We start from the raw sequence: 21501 nt of genomic DNA on the forward strand, positions 1-21501 counted from the left end.
TTCTAACGCTCCCTCGCGCGGCTATCCTAGCCTTGCCAACACAAAGGAACCGAAGCCATGAGAATCGTTGAAATCCGCGAGAAGACCGTTCCGATCAGCTCGCCCATCCGCAATGCTTATATCGACTTCAGCAAGATGACGATCAGCCTCGTCGCCGTGGTGACGGACGTCATCCGCGACGGCAAGCCGGTCGTCGGCTACGGCTTCAATTCGAATGGCCGATACGGACAAGGCACGCTGATGCGCGAGCGCTTCATCCCGCGCGTGCTCGAAGCGCAACCCGATACGCTTATCGACGAAAACGGCGACAACCTCGATCCGCACAAGATCTGGGCGGCGATGTTCACTAACGAAAAGCCGGGCGGACATGGCGAACGTTCGGTCGCGATCGGCACGATCGACATGGCCGTGTGGGACGCGGTCGCCAAAATCGCGGGCAAGCCGCTGTTCCAGTTACTCGCCGATCGCTACGGTAACGGCGAACCGAATCGCAAGGTGTTCGTGTATGCGGCGGGCGGCTATTACTATCCGGGACAGGATCACGAAAAGCTGAAAGACGAGATGCGCGGCTATCTCGATCGCGGCTATACGGTGGTGAAGAAGAAGATTGGCGGCGCGTCGCTCGATGAAGACCTGCGCCGTATCGATTCGATTCTGAGCGTGCTCGGCGACGGCCAGAAGCTCGCGGTCGATGCGAATGGCCGCTTCGATCTCGATACCGCGATTCGCTATGCGAAGGCGCTCTCGCAATACGATCTTTTCTGGTACGAGGAAGCGGGCGATCCGCTCGACTTCGAGTTGCAGGCAATCTTGCGCAATTACTACGACAAGCCGATGGCCACCGGCGAGAACCTGTTCTCGATGCAGGACGCGCGCAATCTGATCCGCTACGGCGGCATGCGCGCCGATCGCGATTGGCTACAGTTCGATTGCGCGCTGAGCTATGGACTCGTCGAATATCTGCGCACGCTCGACATGCTGCGTCAGCACGGCTGGTCGGCTAGCCGCTGCATTCCGCACGGAGGGCATCAGATGTCGTTGAATATCGCGGCGGGGCTCGGGCTTGGCGGAAACGAATCGTATCCGGATCTGTTTCAGCCGTATGGCGGCTTTCCGGATGGCGTGAAGGTCGAGAACGGCCATATCACGATGCCGGATCTGCCCGGCATCGGATTCGAAGGAAAGGCGGATCTTATCGCCGAGATGCGCAAGCTTTCCGCATAGGGGACGTTAGAGATAGCTGCAGACGTAGTCGAGCGTTTGTGTCACGTCGATATCGAAGCGGCTCTTGCCCGGCACCGAGAACGACTCGCCCGCGCCGTAGGTTTTCCATTCGTCGCTTCCGTCGAGGCGGATGCGGCACTGGCCCGCTTGCACTTCCATGAGCTCGGGCGCGTCGGTGCCGAAGTTGAGCGTGCCCGGCAGGATCACGCCGAGCGTCTTCTTCGTGCCGTCGGCGAAGAGAACGGTGTGCGACACGCACTTGCCGTCGAAGTAGACGTTGGCGCGCTTGATGACGGAAACCTGATCGAATTGCGTTGCGGCGGTCATGGTGATGGTCCTTGACGGGTTGGGGGAGAGGGTCCGTCATGATACAAAAAAGGGTGGTGGGTTCTGCTGGAGTGGCTTTTGAGCGGATAGAACCGGATTTTCCCGAAGAATCGTGCCGGGATGTACAGAATACGACAGGTCTTCCGTGGAGCAGATTTTGCGAAACCTCGACATTCATGCCGCCGCGCGTCTAATCCGCGAGCTTCGTTGCAGGGATTAAGCAATTTGCGCTAACCCTCAGACTCAATAGTCAATGAGTCGAACTCGATTGCAATCTCTGCGCCGACCGTTGAATAAAGGTAGGCCGTGTGAATCCCTCTTCTTTTGTCGTGCGCTGACTTGGCTAGAAGACTCTGAGCTTGCTGGAACGCCTGGCTATCTGGGTCGACTATCTCAATCGCATTTACGATGTTCAGCGCGCCACCCGATTCAATCCCGAGACGGGTGACGCCGTTGAATGTGAGCCTCACTTCGCGTTCGTAATCGAATAACCCAAGAACAAGCGTGTCCGGAATTCTACGGTTGATCATGCCCCGAACAACAATCGTTTCCAGATACCAGTCATGGAAGTGACCATATGCGGAAAGCCGGTTGGAAATCTCATTCATATATTGCCTTATCGTGGAAAGATGGAAACAGGCCAGCCGTGGTCGCCCCCTTTTCCTTCCCAATTGTGCGCGTGAGGATTTGGTTGCCCATGATGATCGTCAAAATCAATGTCTACTACCGGTGTCCCATCGGCACCATACATTCGCCACTGCTTCTTCTGCTTAGGACCGGATTCAATCCAACCCGGATCACCGTCGAAGGGTAGTCCCGCAAGATCGAACGTGTCCTCACCGACCATGTCGGGTTCGTACTCGAACGGCTGCGCGTCGCCAAGCAACGACCCGGCGTTGCCGGAATTTTCGAAGTTCCTGAGCGTCGAATTGCTGCTGGCGTCGGCGCCCCCAAGCACCGTCCCGGCGAGCGCTCCTCCCGCCGCTTCAATCACGCTCATCCAGTCGAAGCCGCTGCCGCCAGCACCGCTCGCGCCGGACGCGAGATTGCTCACGGCCCTGACATCGGAATCCAGTAGATGAACGCCAAAACCCGTCTCGCCATTGGCCTTCCTGAGTGCCGCGAATTCGCGCCAAGTGAGAACTTCGCTTGTTGCTTGCGCACCGCCGCCCGTGGTCGGCCACCGCTGCGGCGCGTAATGTCTGAAAACGCGCTGGCCGCCATGCCAATTGCGCGCGATCACCGGAACAAGCTGGCCCTCGCGGGCCGCGCGGCGTAGAACGCCAGCTACGCCATCGCCATCAACTGGCATGTCCCAACTCGAAACCCGTAGCATACGGACGATGAAATCGACGTACGCGCGAAAGTCGGAATGCGAGCGTGCGCTCCGCCGGTCAATCCGTACTCTGAAGAGCCGGTCGAAGTCCTGCCGGTCTTGCTCGATCCGCTCTTTTTGTTCCTTCCTCTTCTGCTTGCGCTCCTCGAACGGCAAGAGCCAGGAGCGGTCGACCTCCTGCACCTCGCGGGCGGGCATCAGTGCGCAATGCCAGCCTTCCATCAATGGCACGTAGAGTGCGTTATAGGAATATCCCCATTCTGGAAACGACACATGGCCTCCGCGTTTTAACAGGACTGCTAATCCTAGCGGGAGGCAACCTCGCCTTTGCGGATGTATCTCAAAAATGGAGGCGTCGACGAACGGCCGCGCGTACATTTATTTCGACGACGAGAACGACATGGCCAAGTCGACACTCGATGATGAACGATGGGCACTCACCGAACGGTTGCTGCCCTTCCGAAGCTACGGCGAAGCCGCTCGCCAATCCTGCGGTGCACACTGGCATTCTCGTTGTTTTACGAACGGGCCTGCGTTGGGACCTCCTACCTCGTGAGGGGGGCGCGGCAGTGGCACAATTCACTTCTTGCGCGATTCCACGCAGCCGACCAAATCGACCGATCTCGCGTCATCGTCGATTCTTCTTCGATCCGCGCTGTGGGCTCAGGTCGAAAGGCACGACCGAATCCTGTAGTCAGCGCGGGAACCGATTCAACGCACAACCTCCTCGTCGACGTGCAGGCAGGGCATCACGATCGCGGTGATACAGACCGGCGTCAACCGCAACGACGCCCGCTACATTCAACCCGCATTGCCACCGAAATCGCTCGGAGCGTTCAACCTCACAACGTTCGCCGACCGCGCATTCACGTCGAAAGCCCCGCGTTCATCCGCGAGGCTTTCCTCAAAAAAATCGCTTGTTGCGTCACTCGTCGGCGACGGCGGCCAAACCAATCACCGATTCACCAGCCGCTTCGGCATCAACAACACCAGCAATCCCCCGATCGTGAGACACGCCGCGAGCGCATACACGCCGAGATCCGTCGAATGCGTCTTGTCGATGATCCAGCCGATCACATACGGACTCACGAAGCCCGCCAGATTGCCGAACGAATTCACCACCGCCACGCCCGTCGCCGCAGCCGCGCCGGCGAGAATCGCGGTCGGCAGGCACCAGAACTGACACAGCGTGGTCATGACGCCCATCGTTGCAATGGTGAGGCCGATCATCGCGAGCGTGACGTTGCCGCTGCCCGCCATCACCGCGATGATCCAGCCCACCGTGCCGATCAGACCCGGCACCGCGACGTGCCAGCGGCGCTCGCGGCGCGCATCCGAGCTGCGTCCGACGAGGATCATCGAGATCGCTGCAGCCGCATACGGCAGCGTGGTGAGGAAGCCGATCGTCAGCGGGTCCTTCACGCCCGAGCCCTTGATGAGCGTCGGCAGCCAGAAGCCCACGCCGTACAAGCCCATGATGAAGAACAGATAGATCACGGACAGCGCCCAGACCATCGGGTTCGTGAAGCCGTCCTTGAACGAGTGCGACTCGACGCCGTGCGCATCGGCCGCGACGTTGGCGTGGAGAATCGTCTTCTCGGCATCGGTGAGCCACTTCGCCTGCTCGATGCCCTTGTCGAGCATGAAGATGATGACGAAGCCCAGCACGAGCGACGGAATCGCTTCGAGCATGAAGAGCCATTGCCAGCCCGCGAAGCCATGCACACCGCTCATCGCGTGAAGAATCCAGCCCGACAACGGGCCGCCGATCACGCCCGAAATCGGAATGCCCGTCATGAAGAGCGCGATGATCTTGCCGCGCCGCGCCGACGGATACCAGTACGTCAGATACAGAATGACGCCGGGAAACAAGCCCGCTTCGGCGAGACCGAGCAGAAAGCGCAGGACGTAGAACGTCGTGGGCGTCTGCACGAACATCATCGCGGCGGAAATGATCGCCCAGGTGATCATCACGCGCGCGATCCAGAGCCGCGCGCCGACCTTGTGCAGGATGATGTTGCTCGGCACCTCGAAAAGAAAGTACCCGATAAAGAAGATGCCCGCGCCCAGCCCGTACACGGTTTCGCTGAAGCCGAGATCCTTCAGCATCTGCAACTTGGCGAAGCCGACGTTCACGCGGTCCAGATACGCCGCGACATAGCACAGGAACAGCAGGGGAATGAGGCGCCAAGTCACTTTTGCATAGAGCGCGGCTTCAGAAGTATCCGCGCTTCGAAACTCGGGCGACGCCGGGAACGCTGGTCTCGACGTAGTCATGGGAAAGTCTCCGAATCTTATAAATGGAATAGCCTCGCCTTTCTGCGAAGGCGAGGTGCTGCAAGATAAATAGAAAGGATCACTCGAACATGTCGGGCTGCGTGGCCACGAGATCGTTCCAGATCGTCTGGAAGTGCAGCCAGCCGATATAGTCGCTGCCCACGTGCTCGCGGCTGTAGCGCGCGCGGTCTTCGGACACGAGCTTCGGCGTGATGCCCGTCGCTTCGATCATCAACTGTTGCTGGCAGCAGCGCTCGAGCGCGATGAACCAGAACGCCGCCGAATCGATGCTGTGACGGCTCGCCGTGAGCAGGCCGTGGTTCTGGTGAATCGCGGCCTTCACGCCGCTGAAGGCATTCGCGACCTTGTTGCCGCCCTTCACTTCGACGGCGACCTTGCCGGCTTCATCGCCGATCACGACGTGGTCTTCGAAGAACGCGCACGCGTCCTGCGACATCGGAATAAGCGGCTTGCCCAGCGCCGCGAACGCGGTGCCGTACACGGTATGTGCGTGGCACATCGCGACGATGTCCTGATGCTGCTCATGCACGGCGGCGTGCAGCACGAAGCCCGCGCGATTGAGCGCGTATGTGCCTTCCACCACATTGCCCTGATGATCCGCGCAGATCAGGTTCGAGACCTTCACCTGCGCGAAGTGCACGGCCATCGGGTTGGTCCAGTAGCGCGACGGATGCTCCGGGTCGCGCACGGTGAGGTGGCCCGCGAAACCGTAGTCGAAGCCCTGCAACGCAAATGCGCGGCATGCGGCGACGAGGCGCTCCTTCAGATACTGGCGATGTTCGGCGTGGCTCGCAAACGTCGGCAGTTCGGGAAAGATCAGGCCTTCCTGCTCCGGCTGATAGATCGACACGCGGCCCTTGAGGTCGATGTCCTGCTCGGCGGTCTTTGCGGTGGTCTCCATGACGTCGCTCATCTTTTCGCTCCATGCGGTTCAAAGTGGGTATGTCACGCATGGTGCCGCGAGCGATGCTTGCGCACAAACGAAGGTTGTTCAACGTTGCATGAGTCACATTCATGCAACGTTGTTTTGAAGTGTTTGCAGAAGACGAATTTCGTTTCCGTTTAGGCAATGCAACGTTTTTCGTTGCGTCTCGAAACGGCTTTGGGTTATGCGCGCTTCGGGCGCGCGGCCTCGACAAAACCAGCGGACCCCCGCCGCATAAGGCTTCCGCCGATCTCGGCAATCGGACTTCAAAAGCGGCGTCCGCAGCCGTTAACCACCTTTGCAACGTTTTTGACGCACGGCCTGTTTCTGCTACGACAAGGCTTTCCGACCCCCGACAGCATTGGTTCTGGCCGATGAATGCGTCGTCCGATCTCGGCCCGACAAGACATTCCCCAGAAGAAAACGTTTGGCGTCATCCCGCATCCGCGCGCGATCCGTATGAAGGTCGCTGTTCACGTTTGAATCAATTTTCTTCGTACTTGAGCGCACGTTCGCCGCGCGTTGCGTGGGGAATCGCGCAAAGTCCTGTTGGTATAAGGATTGGCGTTCGCTGGCACACCTCTCGCTAATGTATGACCAAGCACGAAGCCGCCGCGACATCAAACACAAGTACTAGCGGCGGTTTCGTACTACGGGGCTGGTCGCAACAGATTCGATGCACGCCGTCAGATGCCTGCACGAATTCTGTTGCGAGCCAGAAAAAATCGAAAGCGCGAAGCGCGAACGTACGAGACTAAGAAAAATGTTGACTCTTCAATCCGACCTGCACGGCAATCATCTGTTGGGCGCGCTCCCGCCGCAGGAATGGCAGACCATCGCACCTCATCTCGAACTCGTCCAGTTGCGCACGGAACAACTGCTGTGCGATTCCGGGCAACGCATTCATCACGTGTATTTCCCGACCACGGCGATCATCTCGCTGCTGCATACGATGGAAGACGGCGGCTCCGTCGAAGTCGCGGCGGTTGGACGTGAAGGGATGTCGGGCGTTCCCGTGCTGACGGGCGGCGACACCATGCCGACCCGTGTGCAAGTGCAATGCGCGGGCTTTGCCTATCGCATGAGCGCGGGTGCGTTGCGTGAGCGCTTCGGCCGCTCCGACTTCCTGCGCCGCGTGATGTTGCTGTACATGCAAGCCCTGCTCACGCAAGTCGCGCAGACGGCCGCATGCAATCGTCATCATTCGCTGTCGAAGCAACTGTGCCGCTGGCTGCTGATTCAAACGGACCGCACGCCGTCGGATCAACTGCGCGTGACGCAGCAGATGATCGCCGACATGCTGGGCGTGCGCCGCGAAGGTGTGACGGAAGCGGCCGGCAAGCTGCACGACGCGGGCCTGATTCATCACAGCCGCGGCTGCATCAAGATCCTGGATCGCGCCGGACTGGAAGAGCGCGCATGCGAGTGCTACGGCATCGTCAAACGCGAATTCGACCGGATGCTGCCGCGCCGTCACGCCGAAGCGATCGCGTAAGTATCACGATCAGACGAGGGCGCGGCTGGCAGCAGCCGCCCGCCCGCGCAACCAGTTGATGCTCGCGAAGAGGAGCACGGCGAACACGATCAGCATCGTCGCGACCGCGAGAATCGACGGATCGATCGAATCGCGGATACCGCTCCACATCTGACGCGGCACCGTGCGCTGATCCGGCCCGCCGATGAAGAGAATCACGATAACTTCATCGAACGAGGTCGCGAACGCGAACACGCTGCCCGTGGCCACAGCGGGCGTGATGAGCGGCAAGGTCACGCGCCGGAACGCCGTCCACGGTTTTGCGCCGAGACCGGATGCGGCGCGCAGAAGACTTTGATCGAACGACAGCAGCGAAGCCGTCACGGTGATCACGACGAAGGGCGTGCCGAGCGCCGCGTGCGCGAGAATCACGCCGGGATACGAGTTCACGAGACCGAGCGGCGCGAAGATCAGATAGAAGCCAGCCGCGACAACGACGATCGGCACGATCATCGGCGAGATGATGACCGGCATGATCACCGAGCGTAGCGGAAACTGCGAGCGTGAGAGGCCGAGCGCCGCGAGCGTGCCGAGACACGTGGCGATCAACGTCGACGCCGCGCCGATACCGATGCTGTTCAGGAGCGAGCGCTGCCAGTCGGGGCTCGTGAGCGCCTGCTCGTACCAGCGCAGCGAAAAACCCTGCAACGGGTACGAGAAATACGAGCCGGAATTGAACGAGAGCGGGATGATCGCGAGAATCGGCGCGACGAGAAAGAACAGCACGAGCGCGGTATGCACGCGCACCCATCGCGATGCGATGCGTTCGGTCAGCACCTTGTTGCGTTGTTCCGTCATGGAAGAAATGCTCCTTAACCGAAGCGCAACCGGTCGATGCCGACGATGCGGTTGAACAGAAAATAGAAGATCGCGGTGAAGATCACGAGGTACGCCGAGAGCGCGCCCGCGAGTCCCCAGTTGAGCTGCGTGTTCGTCTGCAGCGCGATGAGCTGGCTGATCATTTCATCGCCCGCGCCGCCGAGCAACGCGGGCGTGATGTAGTAGCCGAGCGCGAGCACGAAGACGAGAAAGCAGCCTGCGCCGACGCCCGGCAGCGTCTGCGGTATATACACGCGCACGAACGCGGTGAACGGATGCGCGCCGAGCGATTGCGCCGCGCGTAGGTAGACGGGCGACACGCCTTTCATTACCGAATAGATCGCGAGAATCATGTACGGCAGGAGCACGTGCGTCATGCCGATCAACACGCCCGTGCGATTGAAAATGAGCGGCACGGGATGCGTCGCGAGCCCGAGTCCCATCAACAGACCGTTGATGACGCCGCCCGGTTGCAGCAGCACGTACCACGCGGTCGTGCGCACGAGCAGCGACGTCCAGAACGGCACGATCACGAAGAGCATCAGGCGGTTGCTGCTTCGCGCCGGCAGATTGGCGAGCAGCCAAGCGACCGGATAACCGAGCACGAGGCACAGCAGCGTGACGGATGCGCTGATCGATATCGTGCGCAAAAAAGCCCGGCCGTACACCGACGAGTTATCCGGCAAGAATGCGACGTTGCCTTGCGGCGTCACTTGCGCGTCGACGGCGGCGAGCAGATAGTCGGGCGTCGGCGACATGGCCGCGCGTTTCAATAGACGCCAGATTTCCGGCGAATTCCAGCGTTCATCCATCTCGATCAACGCGGGTTTCCACGCGGGCGGCGTCTCGTCGCGCACGCTGCGCGCGGTGCGCATCAGCAGACTGCGAAACTCGGGTTGCGCGAAGTTGAGTCTGCGCGCGACGGTGCCGAGTTGTCCGCTCTGCTGCGCGTCCTTGAGGCCGGCGGCGAGCAGCGCGAACATAGGTTCATCGGGCACGCCGCGACCGTCCCACGCATTGAGCGCGCGTGTGAGCGCCGGCATGCTGTCCGGCACTTCCTTGTTCTCGACACTGCGCGCGAGCAGCAGCGCGATCGGCGCGATGAACGTCGACAGTAAAAACACGATCAGCGGCAATGCAAGCAACAACGCCTGCACCGATGCGCGGCGGCGCGCTCTTTGATACGAGGCGCGGCCATCGGCTCTCGTCGGAGAACCGGCGGCGTGCGCGGGGATCGATGCAGGCATGTCGTTCCTCTGGTCCTCTGGTCCTTGACGAGCGTTATTGCGTCAGCCACACCTGAAAGCGCTTGTTGATCTGATCCGCATTGTCGGCCCAGAAGTTCGCGTTGATCTGCACGGCGCGCTTGAAGTTATCCGGCGCGGTCGGCATGTCGGCGAGACGCTGCTTATCGACGAGCGCAACCGCGTCCTTGCGCGGCGGCGCATACGCGATGTACTTCGAGAGATCCGCGGACGCCTTCGGCTGCGCTTGCGACACGATGAACTTCGCGGCCGTATCGGCGTGCTTCGCGCCTGTGGGAATGGCCCACCACTCGAAGTCGTAGACTTGCGCGTCCCACACGGCCTTGAAGGGCTTGTTGTCCTTCTTCGCGGCGTCGTCGATACGGCCGTTGTAGGCCTGCACCATCACGACCGCGCCATCGGCGAGCAACTGCGGCGCCTGCGCGCCCGATTCCCACCACACGATGTTCTTCTTGATCGTGTCGAGTTTCTTGAACGCGCGATCGACGCCGGCGGGCGTGCCGAGCACCTTGTACACATCTTTCGGATCGACGCCGTCGGCGATGAGCGCCCATTCCATCGATACCTTCGGCGACTTGCGCAGGCCGCGCTTGCCGGGGAATTTCTGCAGGTCGAAGAAGTCGTTGACGGTGGCGGGCGCGGTCTTCAGCTTGCTCGCGTCGTAGGCATAAACCGTGGACCACACCATGCTCGCGACCGCGCAATCGCTGATCGAGCCGGGGATGAAATCGCTCGTCTTGCCGATCGTTTTCTTGTCGAACTTCTGCAGCAGCCCTTCATCGCAGGCGGTGATCGCGTCGTTGGTTTCCAGGTCGATCAGATCCCACGTCGTGTTCTTCGCCTGCTCCATCGCGGAGAGCTTGGCCAGGCCGCCGTCGTACGATTCGGTCGAGAAATTCACGCCCGTCGCCTGCGTGAACGGTTCGAACCAGGCTTTCTTCGCGGCGGCTTCAAACGCGCCGCCGAACGTCACGACGGACAACGTCTCCGCCGCCTGTGTCGAGATAGTTGCAAACGCAAATACAGCGAGTGCGGCGCATTGTGATTTGATATGAGTGCGCATTTCAGTTGGCTCCTGCGGGTGCGGTCGAGATGAGAGAAGGTGAGGGCGGTGTGGTCGGGGAAATCGCGGGCGCGTTCTTCGGCGCCATCATCGCGAGAATCTTGCAGTCGTCGTGACGCCATGCGATATCTATCGTGCTGCCCGCGCCGGGCAGTGCATGACGCTGGGTGTTGGGCACTTTGACGACGAGGCTATCGCGCGAGCCGAGCTTCAGATGCACGCGATGATGATCGCCGCAATACACGAGTTCATCGACGCGGGCGCGCACGACGTTGCTGTGCTCGTCGGGCTGCATGTCTTGCGCGCCCGGAATGTGCGCGCGTTCGGGGCGCAGCGCGAGCATCGCTTCGTCGCCGGCGCGCAGGCCGTGCTCGCAGCGTCCGCGAATCACGCTGCCGTCCGATAGCGCGAGCGTCGCCCATTCGTCGTTCGCACTAACTACACGCCCCGTGAGCCCGTTGTTCTCGCCGACGAAGTTCGCGACGAATGCGTTCTGCGCGTTCTCGTAAAGCTCGGTCGGCGTCGCGGCCTGCTGAATGCGGCCATCGGAAAAGACGGCGACGCGGTCCGACATCGTGAGCGCTTCGGCCTGATCGTGCGTCACATAAACGATCGTCAGCGAAAGTTCGCGATGCAGGCGCATGATTTCGTATTGCATCGTTTCGCGCAGACGTTTGTCGAGTGCGCCGAGCGGTTCGTCCATCAGCACGACGCTCGGCTCGAACACGAGTGCGCGCGCAAGTGCGACGCGCTGTTGCTGGCCGCCGGAAAGTTGCGAGGGACGCCGGTTCGCGAGATGCGGCAACTCGATCATCTCCAGCGCGCGCTTCACGCGCGTCTTCTGCTCGGCGCGGCTCACGCGCCGCACAGAAAGCGGAAACGCGACGTTCTCGGCAATCGTCAGATGCGGAAAGAGCGCGTAGTTCTGAAACACCATGCCGATGTCGCGCTGATGCGGCGGCTTGTCGTCGAGCCGCCTGCCATCGAGACGGATCTCGCCTTGCGTCGGCGTTTCGAAGCCCGCGAGCATCATGAGCGTGGTCGTCTTGCCCGAGCCCGACGGCCCGAGCAGCGAAAGAAACTCTCCCTTGCGCACGTCGAGGTTCAGGTCCTCCACGACGTAGTGCGCGCCGTCATACGATTTGCTCACGCCCGAGAAGGAGATGAAGGAGGGTTCTGACATCGTGATCGCGTCCTGTCTTTCAGTGCTGTGCGACTTTCGCCGCGATATAGCGCGCGAAGTCGAAATTGGGCCGTTCGAGATGGCTCAGATTGCCGGGCTTCGCAAGCGGCGCGTGCACGCCGCGAAACACCGCTTCCACACCGCGCTTGTCTTCCGCGTTCACTTCGTCGAGCAGTTTTTTCAATGCCGACATATGCGCGTTCGCTTCAGGATCGGCGATGAATTCAGGCGCGAGACCGCCGCCGAAGCGGATATGCACTTGCCCGACGCCGCGCGGCTGCAACACGAGATACCAGAAGTAGCCGGGCGTGAGTGTGACGAGATGCGTCGGATAGATAGCGAGCAGCGCGGTCGTCTTGCGCCAGTGACCCGACAAACGCGTGTTGTCCGGATGCGCATTGCCTATGGGCAAGCTCGCTTCCTTCGTGATCCAGTGATAATTGAACGCGGGATAACCCGGCGGGCATTCCATTTCTTCTAGCTTAGAATGCGGCCCTACCGTTGCGCGGTGCAGCATCGGCAGGTGATAACTTTCCATGAAGTTCTCGGCGAGAATCTTCCAGTTCGTATCCCACACGTGCTCTTCATAGAAAGTCTCGGTGTAGTCCGTCATGCCGTACGCGCCGATAAGTTCGCCCAGTTCGGCAAGCTGCTTTTCGACGGGCGCCGCGTTTTCATTGAGCGTCACATAGATCCAGCCTTGCCATTCTTCGCAGCGCACGGCGGGCAGCTTATAACTTTCCTTGCAGAACCCTGATTGCCGGTCCATGAGCGGCGCGCCCTTCAATTCGCCGTCGAGCCCATAACTCCACGCGTGATACGGACATACGATACGACGCTTGTTGCCGCGTCCTTCGAGCAGCACCGACATGCGATGCAGGCACACATTCGACATTGCCTTGAGCTGCATGTGCTCGTCGCGCAATACGACGATCGGCTGCGCGCCGATCTGCGCCGTCAGATAATCGCCGGGTTCCTTCAACACGCTTGCGCGGCCGACGCATTGCCATTCGCGCGTGAAGATCTCGCGCTCTTCGAGAGACAGGAAGTCGGGCGACGTATAGACACCGGGCGGCATGGCGCGCGCATCGCTGAATGGTCGTTCGCAATTCGACCGCAACTGGTCGACGAGCGTTTGCACCGCGATCGTGCTTGCCGGACTGGCCATGAGTCGCTCCTTGATTCTTCCGCGTGAGAGCGCGTTGCCGCGGGTTTCGCCCGCGTTGCGCTCGACATGGACATCAATCTATCAAGCCAAATTGCTAGCCAAAATATTGTTTTCGGATACAAAGCAAAGCTTTTCTCTATGCAGCGCGAATAACCTTCGCATTAGGCGACACGCGCATCATGTGTCGATATGCAGGCGCCGGATATAGTTTTCGCAGAACGACGCGAAGCGATGCACTACCTGGCGCGGACGCATCGTGCGCGATTGCGCGATGCCCAGCGTCGTCGCGTTGACGTTATCCTTGAAGCGCTTAATCACGAAGTCTTCGCCGTCCACCGTGCGATTCGACTTGAGCGGAAAATTGAGGATGCTATAGCCGAGACCGTTGGCCACCATGCCGCGCACGACTTCCGGTTGCGATGAGCGGAACGCGGGCACCGGGCGGCTGCCGACCGCGTCGAAGAGCGCGGCGAAATACTCGCGGCTATGCGGCAAGTCCAGCATCACATAAGGCTCCGACTGCAAATCGGCGAGCGCCACTTTGCGCGCCCTCGCAAGCCGATGCGTCTTCGGCAAGATCACATAAGGCGGCAACGAAAGCAGCGGCGTGAACGCGATGTCTTCGGTCAGGTCCAGGCTATAAGTGAGGGCGATATCGAGCGAGCCGTCATGCAGGCCGCGCAACAAGCCGTCCTGATGCGCCTCGACCGTGCGAAACGAAATGCCCGCGTGCCCGGCTGTGAAGCGGCTGATGAGGCCCGGCATCAACGGCGGCGCGAGCGACACGAGGCAGCCGAGCGCGATGGATCCGGTCATGCCGCCATCCATTTCCTTCGCGGCCATCTGCAATTCTTCGGCGATCTTCAGAAGATTGCGCGCTTGCCCGAGCAGATCGCGGCCCGCCTGCGTGAGCGATAGCCCGCTCGCGTGATGCCGGATGAACAGTTGCACGCCGAACGACGCTTCGAGATCGGCGAGCGCGGTCGATATCGACGGCTGCGAGATGTGCAGTTTCTTCGCGGCGCCGGTAAAGGACAAGGCTTCCGCGGCGACCACGAAATAGCGCAACTGCCGCAGCGAATAGCGCAAGGGATGGGTTTCCATCGATAACATTTCCAGAAGTCGGGCTTCGATCGGCGGCATTGTGAAGTGCTCAAAAATCATTGCATAGCCAAATCCGATGCTGTGCATTTTTTAAATATATTTTTCGGATTGGATCGAGGCGCGTAGATTTTCACGAATACATCACGGATATAACGGCCTTTCAGAAGGACATAGCCATGACAGTGGAAACAACGTCTATCGACACGCTCGTAGTCGGCGCCGGCCAGGCTGGCGTCGCGATGAGCGAACATCTGAGCAAGCTGGGCGTGCCGCATCTCGTGCTGGAACGCGATCGTATTGCCGAGCGCTGGCGCACGTGCCGATGGGATTCGCTCGTCGCCAACGGCCCCGCCTGGCACGATCGTTTTCCTAATCTGGAGTTCGCGGATTTCGACCCCAATGGCTTCGCGGCGAAGGAACAGGTCGCGCAATACTTCGTCGAATACGCGAAAAAATTCGATGCGCCCATCCGCACCGGCGTCGAAGTCAAGAAAGTCGTGCGCAATGCGGGACGGCCCGGCTTTTCCGTCGATACCTCTGAAGGAACCATCGAAGCGAATCGCGTCGTGGTCGCGACGGGACCGTTTCAGCGTCCCGTGATTCCGCCGATCGCACCGACTTCCGCGCATCTCACGCAGATCCATTCCGCCGACTATCGCAATCCGCAGCAATTGCCCGAAGGCGGCGTGCTTGTCGTCGGCGCGGGATCGTCGGGCGTGCAGATCGCCGATGAATTGCAGCGCGCGGGCCGTCGCGTGTATCTGTCGGTCGGCGCGCACGATCGTCCGCCGCGCGGCTATCGCGGCCGCGATTTCTGCTGGTGGCTCGGCGTGCTCGGCGAATGGGATGCGGAAGTGATGAAGCCTGGCCGCGAGCACGTGACCATCGCGGTGAGCGGCGCGCGCGGCGGCCATACGGTGGACTTCAGGCGTCTCGCGCATCAGGGCATCACGCTCGTCGGTCTGACGAAAGCATTCGACGATACCGTCGTCACGTTCGAGGCCGATCTCGCGGATAACATCCGGCGCGGCGACGAGAACTATTTGTCATTACTCGACGCAGCCGACGCCTACGCGCAACGCAACGGCCTCGATCTTCCCGAAGAGCCGCAAGCGCGCATCATTCCGGCCGATCCGGAATGCATGACGCATCCGCTTCTGGAACTCGATCTCGCGAAGGCGGGCGTCACGTCGATCGTCTGGGCGACAGGTTATGCCGTCGATTTCACCTGGCTACAGGTCGATGCATTCGACGAAAAGGGCAAGCCGAAGCATCAGCGCGGCGTCGCGAAAGAGCCGGGCATTTATTTTCTCGGCTTGCCGTGGCTCTCGCGCCGCGGCTCGGCGTTCATCTGGGGCGTGTGGCACGACGCGAAACATGTCGCCGATCACATCGTCACGCAGCGCAAATACCTCGCGTACTACGACGAGCCACAACGTCATGTGGAAGAGAAGCGTGTCGAAGGCGGCGAGAGCGCGCCCGACGAATCGCGCGTCCATAAGCTCAGCGAGATGGGCATTAACTGATTTCAAACCTATCCAGCATCAAGGTGCATTCGATGAGTCAACCTACGCATACCCGTATCCGCATGTTCAACACGAAGGATACGTACCCGAATCAGACGCTCGATAACGACCTTTGTCAGGCCGTGCGCGCGGGCAATACCGTTTATGTACGCGGTCAGATCGGCACGGATTTCGACGGCAATCTCGTCGGTCTCGGCGATGCGCGCGCGCAGGCGGAGCAGGCCATGAAGAACGTGAAGCAGTTGCTCGAAGAGGCGGGCAGCGATCTCTCGCACGTCGTCAAGACGACGACCTATCTCACCGATGTGCGCTTTCGCGAGCCGGTGTATCGCGAAGTCGGCAAATGGCTGAAGGGCGTGTTTCCGATTTCGACGGGCTTGACGGTCGTCGCGCTCGGTCAACCCGAATGGCTGATGGAGATCGATGTGATTGCCGTCATCCCCGAGGGATGGACACCGCCTCAGGCATGAAAGATCTAAAGGACTGCAAATGACTTTCTCTATCGTCGGACGATGTGAAGAGACGGGCCAGCTCGGCATCGCGATCAGTTCATCGAGCATCGCGGTGGGCGCGCGCTGTCCGTGGGTGCGCGCGGGCGTCGGCGTGGTCGCGACGCAAAACATCACGCTGCCCGCGCTCGGTCCGCAGATTCTCGATCACATGGAAAACGCGCGGCTTGATCCCACGGCCGCGCTCGATCGCGCATTGGGCGCGAACGAATGGAGCGAGTATCGGCAGGTGACGGTGATCGATGCGCAAGGCCGCACGGCATTCTTCAGCGGCAAAGAGGCGCTCGGCACGTATCACGCGGTGGCGGGCAGGCAATGCGTCGCGGGGGGCAACATGCTTGCGGGCGCGCACGTGATCGAAGCGATGATTCCCGCCTTCGAGAACGCGCCGGGCCAGCTTGCGGATCGCCTTCTTGCAGCGATGCACGCGGCGATCGCGGCGGGCGGCGAAGCGGGGCCGGTGCATTCGGCGGCGCTCAAGATCGCGGGCGAACAGAGCTGGCCGCTCGTCGATTTGCGGGTCGACTGGGCCGATGAAAATCCTATCGGCAAACTCGATCTTCTCTGGCAGGCATACAGACCGCAGATGCAGGACTACGTGACCCGCGCCTTGAACCCGACCGCCGCGCCGAGCTACGGAGTGCCGGGCGATGAGTGACATGACGAGCCGCGATCTGCTCGAACGCCTGATCGGTTTCGCGACAGTCAGCCGCGATTCGAATCTCGCGCTGATCGAGTTCATTCGCGATTACCTCGCGCAATTCGACGTCGAAAGCGAGCTGTTCTACAACGCGGAGCGCACGAAGGCGAATCTGTTCGCGACGATCGGGCCGCGCGATCGTGGCGGCGTCGTGCTGTCGGGTCATACCGATGTCGTGCCAGTCGATGGCCAGCCGTGGACCGTCGATCCCTTTCGTCTTACTGAAAAGGATGGCCGGTTGTATGGCCGCGGCACCGCCGACATGAAGGGCTTTCTCGCGTCGGTGCTGGCGGCGGTGCCGTTGTTGCTGAAGCGCGAACTGAGATTGCCCGTGCATCTGGCGTTCTCATACGACGAGGAAGTCGGATGCCTCGGCGTGCGGCCGATGCTCGCGGAACTTGAGAAGCGCGCACACAAGCCCGTGCTGTGTCTGATAGGCGAGCCGACGTCGTTGCAGCCGGTGCTCGGTCACAAGGGCAAGCTCGCGATGCGCTGTCGGGTGAGGGGCGCGCCTTGCCATTCCGCGTATGCGCCGTATGGCGTGAACGCTATTCAATATGCTGCGCGTCTCATCAATCGTCTTGACGAGATCGGCGAACGACTGGCGCAGCCCGAGCATCGCGACGCGCGTTTCGATCCGCCTTATTCGACCGTACAAACAGGTGTCATCAAAGGCGGGCGCGCGCTCAATATCGTGCCGGCGGAATGCGAGTTCGATTTCGAAGTGCGCGCGCTTCCGGGCTTCGACGCGAACACGGTCGCCGACGATCTGCACACATACGCGCAAGCCGAACTGCTGCCGAAGATGCGCGCCGTGAAATCCGATACCGACATTCGCCTCGAACCGCTCTCCGCATATCCGGGACTCGCGACATCGCCCGAGAGCGTTGCGGCGCGTCTCGTCGCGCTCCTGAGTGGATCGTCGGAATTCGGCACGGTGGCTTTCGGCACGGAAGGCGGACTCTTCGACCAGGCGGGCATCCCGACTGTCGTATGCGGACCCGGCAGCATGGATCAGGGACACAAGCCCGACGAATTCGTGACGCTCGAACAACTCCACGATTGCGACGCGATGCTCATACGCCTCGCGGACCATCTCTCGACAACAGCCTGATTTCTCAAACGCCGCAGGCGAGCCCGACGCATCGCGCGTCAGGGCATCGCTTTGCCGCGCACAAACCGGAGACGACCTTGACCACTGCGCAACGAAACGCTTCTCCCTTGATCGAGAAGCACACCATCGGCTACGTGCCGCCCGAGGATCGTCACGGCAAAGTGCGCGACCTGTTCACGTTATGGTTCGGCGGCAACATCGCGCCGCTGCCCATCGTGACGGGTGCGCTCGGCGTGCAGATCTTTCATCTGAATCTGCTGTGGGGCATCGTCGCGATCATCGTCGGGCAGGCGGTCGGCGGCGTGCTGATGGCGCTGCACTCCGCGCAAGGACCGCAAATGGGCATCCCGCAGATGATCCAGAGCCGCGCGCAGTTCGGCTCGTGGGGCGCGCTGCTCGTGACCGTTATCGCGGGCGTGATGTACGTGGGCTTCTTCGCGTCGAATATCGTGCTCGCGGGGAAATCGCTGCATGGGGTCGAGGCATCGGTGTCGGTGCCGGTGGGCATCGTGATCGGCGCGGTGGGGTCGGGCTTGATCGGCATCATCGGATACAGGTTCATTCATATCCTGAACCGGATCGGAACGTGGGTGCTCGGCATCGGCATTTGCGTGGGCTTCGGGTACATCCTCACGCATGTTTCGACGGACGATTTCCTCACGCGCGGCGGCTTCAACTTCGCCGGCTGGCTCGCGACGGTGTCGCTCTCGGCGCTGTGGCAAATCGCGTTTGCGCCCTACGTGTCCGACTATTCGCGTTACTTGCCGGCGAGTGTGTGCGTCTCGTCGACGTTCTGGGCCACGTATCTCGGCTGCACGATCGGCTCCACGCTCGCCTTCGCGTTCGGCGCGGTCGCGGTGCTGGCGGTGCCGCCCGGCGCCGACGCGATGGACGCCGTGAAGCTCGCCACCGGCCCGCTCGGCCTGCCAATGCTCGTGCTGTTCCTCTTGAGCGTGATCAGCCACAACGCGTTGAATTTGTACGGCGCGGTGCTCGCGGTGATCACGTCGTTGCAGACGTTCGCGTATCGCTGGATTCCGACGGCGAAGGCGCGCGCGGTGCTGTCGGTCGTGATTCTCGTCGCGTGCTGCTATGGCGCGATCGGCGCATCGACGAACTTCGTCGCGAATCTCGTCGATCTCGTGCTCGCATTGCTCGTCGTGCTGGTGCCGTGGACCGCGATCAATCTCATCGACTTCTATGTGATTCACAAAGGCAAGTACGACATCCAGTCGATCTTTCAGGTGGACGGCGGCATTTATGGGCGCTTCAATCCGCAAGCGTTGATTGCTTATGCAATCGGCATCGCGGTGCAGATTCCGTTCATGAACACGCCGATGTACGCAGGCCCGGTGCCGAAGTATCTCGACGGCGCGGATCTGTCGTGGATCGTCGGGTTGCTGCTGACGTCGCCGGTTTATTACTGGCTCGCGTCGCGTGATACGAGTTACCGGCGCAGGCAGAACGGCGCGCACATGGCATCCAGTGCGGCGCGATGAGTCAGGCGTGCGCGGCGCGGCATTCGCATCGAAATGCGGTCAGGCGCGAGCTAGTCGCCTTCCCTCGTCAGCAAGCACCAGATCGCCAGAAACGGCACGTCGCCGGATCGCATCGCGTGCGGATTGTTTCGAACGTTATGAATGCCGCCGCCGATGCCCGGATCGCGCCATTCGCCGCCGTTTTGCCGGAATGCCCCCGGCGTGAAGAGCACGTAGGCCTCCTCGGGCGGATGGCTGTGATCCGGATAGCGAGTGTGCGGCAACATCAGCGAGAAGCCGAGTTGCACGTCATAGCGGCTCTCCGCGCCGCCGGGACCGCAGATCATGCCGTGCACGTGCGCTTCGATGTAGCCGTCGCTGCCGTTCACGCCCGACGAACGGCGCGACCATCCGAGATCGGGTTCCAGCGCCTTGATCGCGCGCGCGGCGGCGCCGAAGCTGGTGTCGTCGTCGATGAAAGGCGCGAGCGTCGCGTCGAGCCACTCGCAAGCGGGATAACGCGTGCGATGCCGCGCGCCGTCGTCGGATGGCGTGCGCAGCCGTTCGAACACGCGCGCGGCGACTTGCCGGCCCGCTTCCGGCAGCTTCTCCGCTTGAAACAGCTTCTCGGCAATGGCAATGAAAGCCGTCACATTCTCGGGACGATGATTCATTAAGCGATCCTTATCACAACCATTCGGTCTCGAAGCTGCATGTCGTGAGCGGCACGCAGCCGTGCTCCGTGAGCACCACTTGCTGTTCCAGCTTCACGCCCTGACTTCCGCCTTCCGCGCCGATATAACTTTCCACGCACAGCGTCATGCCGGTTTCGAATCGGCCGTCATAACCCGCGCTGTCCCAATCGACCTCATGCGCGATGGCCGGATATTCATCGACCATGCCGATGCCATGCGCCACGCAGCTATAACGGTTCTTCAGATACGGCTTGGGAATCGTCCAGGCTTTCTCGGAGAACTCGCGAAACGTCATGCCCGGACGCAGTACGTCCATGTTGAAATGCACTTGCGAATAGGCCAGTTCGTATAACTTGCGCTGTTCGTCTGACGGGCGCGTGTCGCCCACGGTCCATGTGCGCGAGATGTCAGAGCAATAACCGTGCGGGCCGACCATGTCGGTGTCGAAGGCAAGCAGTTCGCCCTTTTGCAGCACGCGCGACGAACACTCGTGCATCCACGGATTGGTGCGCTCGCCGGACGCGAGCAGCCGCGTCTCGATCCACTCGCCGCCGTGACGAATATTCTCGAAGTGAAGATGCGCCCATAGCTCCTGCTCGGTCATGCCGGGACGAAGCTCGCGACGCATGCGTTCGATGCCCATCTCGCACGCGCGCAGCGATTCGCCGATCAGCACGAGCTCGCCCGCCGATTTGATCGCGCGGGCGTCTTCCATCATCGCCTGACCGTCGAGCAGCGTGAGACCGCTTTTCACGAGCAGCGCCGCGCCGATCGGATCGAGCCGGTCCACCGCGAGCCTGCGCTCGCCGCGCGCGTGGGCGCGGAACACATCGACGATTTCGCTCGCCCACACTTCGGCGCGGGCCTCGGCCTCGTTGCCCGCGTTGAAGTAAATCCAGCTCACCGCGCTTCGCATGTCGACGCTCAGTTCGATCCCGTCCCACACGTGTTCGCAACGATGAAACTCCCACGCGACGATGCGGCCATCGGAGAACACCATGATGTAGCGCGACGGATTGCGCGCGGTCCAGATCTGCATGTTCGACGTGTCCGTCGCGTAGCGGATATTGACCGGGTCGTACAGCAGGATCGCGGGACATTCGTGCTGCTTCAATTGCTCCAGCACGCGCGCGAGCCGATATGTCCTCACGTCGCGCAGCGTCCGCGCGTGGCTTTCCGATTCGTTCACGCCGGCTGCATCGATGAACTGCTCGCTTGCCATTTGCGCGCCTC

20 protein-coding genes and 1 pseudogene are annotated in these 21501 nt (G+C 61.2%); 8 read left to right on the forward strand and 13 right to left on the reverse strand.

The features are described from left to right. Positions 1–57: 57 nt before the first annotated feature. Positions 58–1224, forward strand: coding sequence for a mandelate racemase/muconate lactonizing enzyme family protein (locus AWB82_RS19760; RefSeq protein WP_086970177.1), 1167 nt, complete (start codon positions 58–60; stop codon positions 1222–1224). A gap of 6 nt (positions 1225–1230) precedes the next feature. Here the strand turns inward: AWB82_RS19760 and ppnP are convergent, their stop codons facing one another. The 3 genes from ppnP to AWB82_RS19775 all read right to left on the reverse strand — a co-directional run bounded on the left by ppnP (position 1231) and on the right by AWB82_RS19775 (position 3160). Next, positions 1231–1551: a pyrimidine/purine nucleoside phosphorylase gene (ppnP, locus tag AWB82_RS19765; RefSeq protein ID WP_086970179.1), complete on the reverse strand. Its 321-nt coding sequence runs from the start codon at positions 1549–1551 to the stop codon at positions 1231–1233. A gap of 230 nt (positions 1552–1781) precedes the next feature. Next, positions 1782–2159 (reverse strand): hypothetical protein, encoded by a 378-nt coding sequence (locus AWB82_RS19770; protein ID WP_086970180.1) that lies wholly within the window; start codon positions 2157–2159, stop codon positions 1782–1784. Positions 2160–2167: 8 nt separating this feature from the next. Beyond that, positions 2168–3160, reverse strand: coding sequence for a hypothetical protein (locus tag AWB82_RS19775; RefSeq protein WP_143756783.1), 993 nt, complete (start codon positions 3158–3160; stop codon positions 2168–2170). A 127-nt stretch (positions 3161–3287) separates the two neighbouring features. On the opposite strand from AWB82_RS19775, the pseudogene AWB82_RS39190 reads away from it, so the two are divergent. Continuing rightward, positions 3288–3814, forward strand: a pseudogene (locus AWB82_RS39190) (IS5/IS1182 family transposase); the annotation flags it as partial. A 27-nt stretch (positions 3815–3841) separates the two neighbouring features. Here the strand turns inward: AWB82_RS39190 and AWB82_RS19785 are convergent. Together AWB82_RS19785 and AWB82_RS19790 are read right to left on the reverse strand one after the other, a co-directional pair. Continuing rightward, entirely contained in the window at positions 3842–5164 is a 1323-nt protein-coding gene (locus AWB82_RS19785; RefSeq protein WP_086970184.1) for an MFS transporter, read from the reverse strand. A gap of 79 nt (positions 5165–5243) precedes the next feature. After that, the gene (locus AWB82_RS19790; protein ID WP_086970186.1) at positions 5244–6098 is read right to left on the reverse strand and encodes a class II aldolase/adducin family protein; all 855 of its coding nucleotides are present in this window, start codon (positions 6096–6098) and stop codon (positions 5244–5246) included. A 775-nt stretch (positions 6099–6873) separates the two neighbouring features. Between AWB82_RS19790 and AWB82_RS19795 the strand changes: the two genes are divergently transcribed. Next, a complete protein-coding gene (locus tag AWB82_RS19795; protein WP_086970187.1) occupies positions 6874–7605 on the forward strand; it encodes a Crp/Fnr family transcriptional regulator in 732 nt (243 codons plus the stop codon). A 9-nt stretch (positions 7606–7614) separates the two neighbouring features. Here AWB82_RS19795 and AWB82_RS19800 read toward each other — a convergent pair whose 3' ends face one another. The 6 genes from AWB82_RS19800 to AWB82_RS19825 all read right to left on the reverse strand — a co-directional run bounded on the left by AWB82_RS19800 (position 7615) and on the right by AWB82_RS19825 (position 14246). Beyond that, positions 7615–8442 (reverse strand): ABC transporter permease, encoded by an 828-nt coding sequence (locus AWB82_RS19800; RefSeq protein WP_086970189.1) that lies wholly within the window; start codon positions 8440–8442, stop codon positions 7615–7617. Between the two features lie 14 nt (positions 8443–8456). Further along, positions 8457–9710: an ABC transporter permease gene (locus AWB82_RS19805; RefSeq protein WP_086970191.1), complete on the reverse strand. Its 1254-nt coding sequence runs from the start codon at positions 9708–9710 to the stop codon at positions 8457–8459. A gap of 34 nt (positions 9711–9744) precedes the next feature. Then, on the reverse strand, positions 9745–10791 hold the full coding sequence (locus tag AWB82_RS19810; RefSeq protein WP_086970193.1) for an ABC transporter substrate-binding protein: 1047 nt from the start codon (positions 10789–10791) through the stop codon (positions 9745–9747). A gap of 1 nt (position 10792) precedes the next feature. Further along, positions 10793–11974: an ABC transporter ATP-binding protein gene (locus tag AWB82_RS19815; protein ID WP_086970195.1), complete on the reverse strand. Its 1182-nt coding sequence runs from the start codon at positions 11972–11974 to the stop codon at positions 10793–10795. Positions 11975–11993: 19 nt separating this feature from the next. Next, positions 11994–13142: an aromatic ring-hydroxylating oxygenase subunit alpha gene (locus AWB82_RS19820; RefSeq protein ID WP_086970197.1), complete on the reverse strand. Its 1149-nt coding sequence runs from the start codon at positions 13140–13142 to the stop codon at positions 11994–11996. A gap of 177 nt (positions 13143–13319) precedes the next feature. After that, positions 13320–14246: a LysR family transcriptional regulator gene (locus AWB82_RS19825; protein ID WP_086970233.1), complete on the reverse strand. Its 927-nt coding sequence runs from the start codon at positions 14244–14246 to the stop codon at positions 13320–13322. A gap of 176 nt (positions 14247–14422) precedes the next feature. On the opposite strand from AWB82_RS19825, the gene AWB82_RS19830 reads away from it, so the two are divergent. The 5 genes from AWB82_RS19830 to AWB82_RS19850 all read left to right on the forward strand — a co-directional run bounded on the left by AWB82_RS19830 (position 14423) and on the right by AWB82_RS19850 (position 19594). Next, positions 14423–15772, forward strand: coding sequence for a flavin-containing monooxygenase (locus AWB82_RS19830; RefSeq protein WP_086970199.1), 1350 nt, complete (start codon positions 14423–14425; stop codon positions 15770–15772). Positions 15773–15804: 32 nt separating this feature from the next. Further along, positions 15805–16242 carry a RidA family protein gene (locus AWB82_RS19835; RefSeq protein ID WP_086970201.1) on the forward strand — a complete coding sequence of 146 codons (438 nt, stop codon included), beginning with the start codon at positions 15805–15807 and terminating at the stop codon, positions 16240–16242. A gap of 19 nt (positions 16243–16261) precedes the next feature. Next, entirely contained in the window at positions 16262–16939 is a 678-nt protein-coding gene (locus AWB82_RS19840) for a DUF1028 domain-containing protein (protein WP_086970203.1), read from the forward strand. Further along, positions 16932–18095, forward strand: a complete 1164-nt coding sequence (argE, locus tag AWB82_RS19845; RefSeq protein ID WP_086970205.1) for an acetylornithine deacetylase — start codon at positions 16932–16934, stop codon at positions 18093–18095. Before AWB82_RS19840 ends, argE begins: the two co-directional genes overlap by 8 nt. Positions 18096–18172: 77 nt before the next feature. Beyond that, positions 18173–19594, forward strand: coding sequence for a purine-cytosine permease family protein (locus AWB82_RS19850; protein ID WP_086970207.1), 1422 nt, complete (start codon positions 18173–18175; stop codon positions 19592–19594). 50 nt (positions 19595–19644) lie between these two features. Here the strand turns inward: AWB82_RS19850 and AWB82_RS19855 are convergent, their stop codons facing one another. After that, positions 19645–20247, reverse strand: a complete 603-nt coding sequence (locus tag AWB82_RS19855) for a dimethylsulfoniopropionate lyase (protein WP_086970209.1) — start codon at positions 20245–20247, stop codon at positions 19645–19647. Between the two features lie 13 nt (positions 20248–20260). Continuing rightward, a complete protein-coding gene (locus AWB82_RS19860; protein ID WP_086970211.1) occupies positions 20261–21490 on the reverse strand; it encodes a M24 family metallopeptidase in 1230 nt (409 codons plus the stop codon). Positions 21491–21501 lie beyond the last annotated feature (11 nt).

It is taken from the genome of Caballeronia glebae, from assembly GCF_001545035.1.
Classification (GTDB): Bacteria; Pseudomonadota; Gammaproteobacteria; order Burkholderiales; family Burkholderiaceae; genus Caballeronia; species Caballeronia glebae.

Excerpts from the sequence above, each read along its gene's own strand:
- argE (WP_086970205.1), top strand. The coding sequence starts at position 16,932 with ATGAGTGACATGACGAGCCGCGATCTGCTCGAACGCCTGATCGGTTTC.
- AWB82_RS19800 (WP_086970189.1), bottom strand. The coding sequence starts at position 8,442 with ATGACGGAACAACGCAACAAGGTGCTGACCGAACGCATCGCATCGCGA.
- AWB82_RS19820 (WP_086970197.1), bottom strand. The coding sequence starts at position 13,142 with ATGGCCAGTCCGGCAAGCACGATCGCGGTGCAAACGCTCGTCGACCAG.
- AWB82_RS19835 (WP_086970201.1), top strand. The coding sequence starts at position 15,805 with ATGAGTCAACCTACGCATACCCGTATCCGCATGTTCAACACGAAGGAT.
- AWB82_RS19830 (WP_086970199.1), top strand. The coding sequence starts at position 14,423 with ATGACAGTGGAAACAACGTCTATCGACACGCTCGTAGTCGGCGCCGGC.
- AWB82_RS19805 (WP_086970191.1), bottom strand. The coding sequence starts at position 9,710 with ATGCCTGCATCGATCCCCGCGCACGCCGCCGGTTCTCCGACGAGAGCC.
- AWB82_RS19840 (WP_086970203.1), top strand. The coding sequence starts at position 16,262 with ATGACTTTCTCTATCGTCGGACGATGTGAAGAGACGGGCCAGCTCGGC.
- AWB82_RS19825 (WP_086970233.1), bottom strand. The coding sequence starts at position 14,246 with ATGGAAACCCATCCCTTGCGCTATTCGCTGCGGCAGTTGCGCTATTTC.
- AWB82_RS19790 (WP_086970186.1), bottom strand. The coding sequence starts at position 6,098 with ATGAGCGACGTCATGGAGACCACCGCAAAGACCGCCGAGCAGGACATC.
- AWB82_RS19815 (WP_086970195.1), bottom strand. The coding sequence starts at position 11,974 with ATGTCAGAACCCTCCTTCATCTCCTTCTCGGGCGTGAGCAAATCGTAT.
- AWB82_RS19770 (WP_086970180.1), bottom strand. The coding sequence starts at position 2,159 with ATGAATGAGATTTCCAACCGGCTTTCCGCATATGGTCACTTCCATGAC.
- AWB82_RS19760 (WP_086970177.1), top strand. The coding sequence starts at position 58 with ATGAGAATCGTTGAAATCCGCGAGAAGACCGTTCCGATCAGCTCGCCC.
- AWB82_RS19795 (WP_086970187.1), top strand. The coding sequence starts at position 6,874 with ATGTTGACTCTTCAATCCGACCTGCACGGCAATCATCTGTTGGGCGCG.
- AWB82_RS19785 (WP_086970184.1), bottom strand. The coding sequence starts at position 5,164 with ATGACTACGTCGAGACCAGCGTTCCCGGCGTCGCCCGAGTTTCGAAGC.
- ppnP (WP_086970179.1), bottom strand. The coding sequence starts at position 1,551 with ATGACCGCCGCAACGCAATTCGATCAGGTTTCCGTCATCAAGCGCGCC.
- AWB82_RS19860 (WP_086970211.1), bottom strand. The coding sequence starts at position 21,490 with ATGGCAAGCGAGCAGTTCATCGATGCAGCCGGCGTGAACGAATCGGAA.
- AWB82_RS19855 (WP_086970209.1), bottom strand. The coding sequence starts at position 20,247 with ATGAATCATCGTCCCGAGAATGTGACGGCTTTCATTGCCATTGCCGAG.
- AWB82_RS19810 (WP_086970193.1), bottom strand. The coding sequence starts at position 10,791 with ATGCGCACTCATATCAAATCACAATGCGCCGCACTCGCTGTATTTGCG.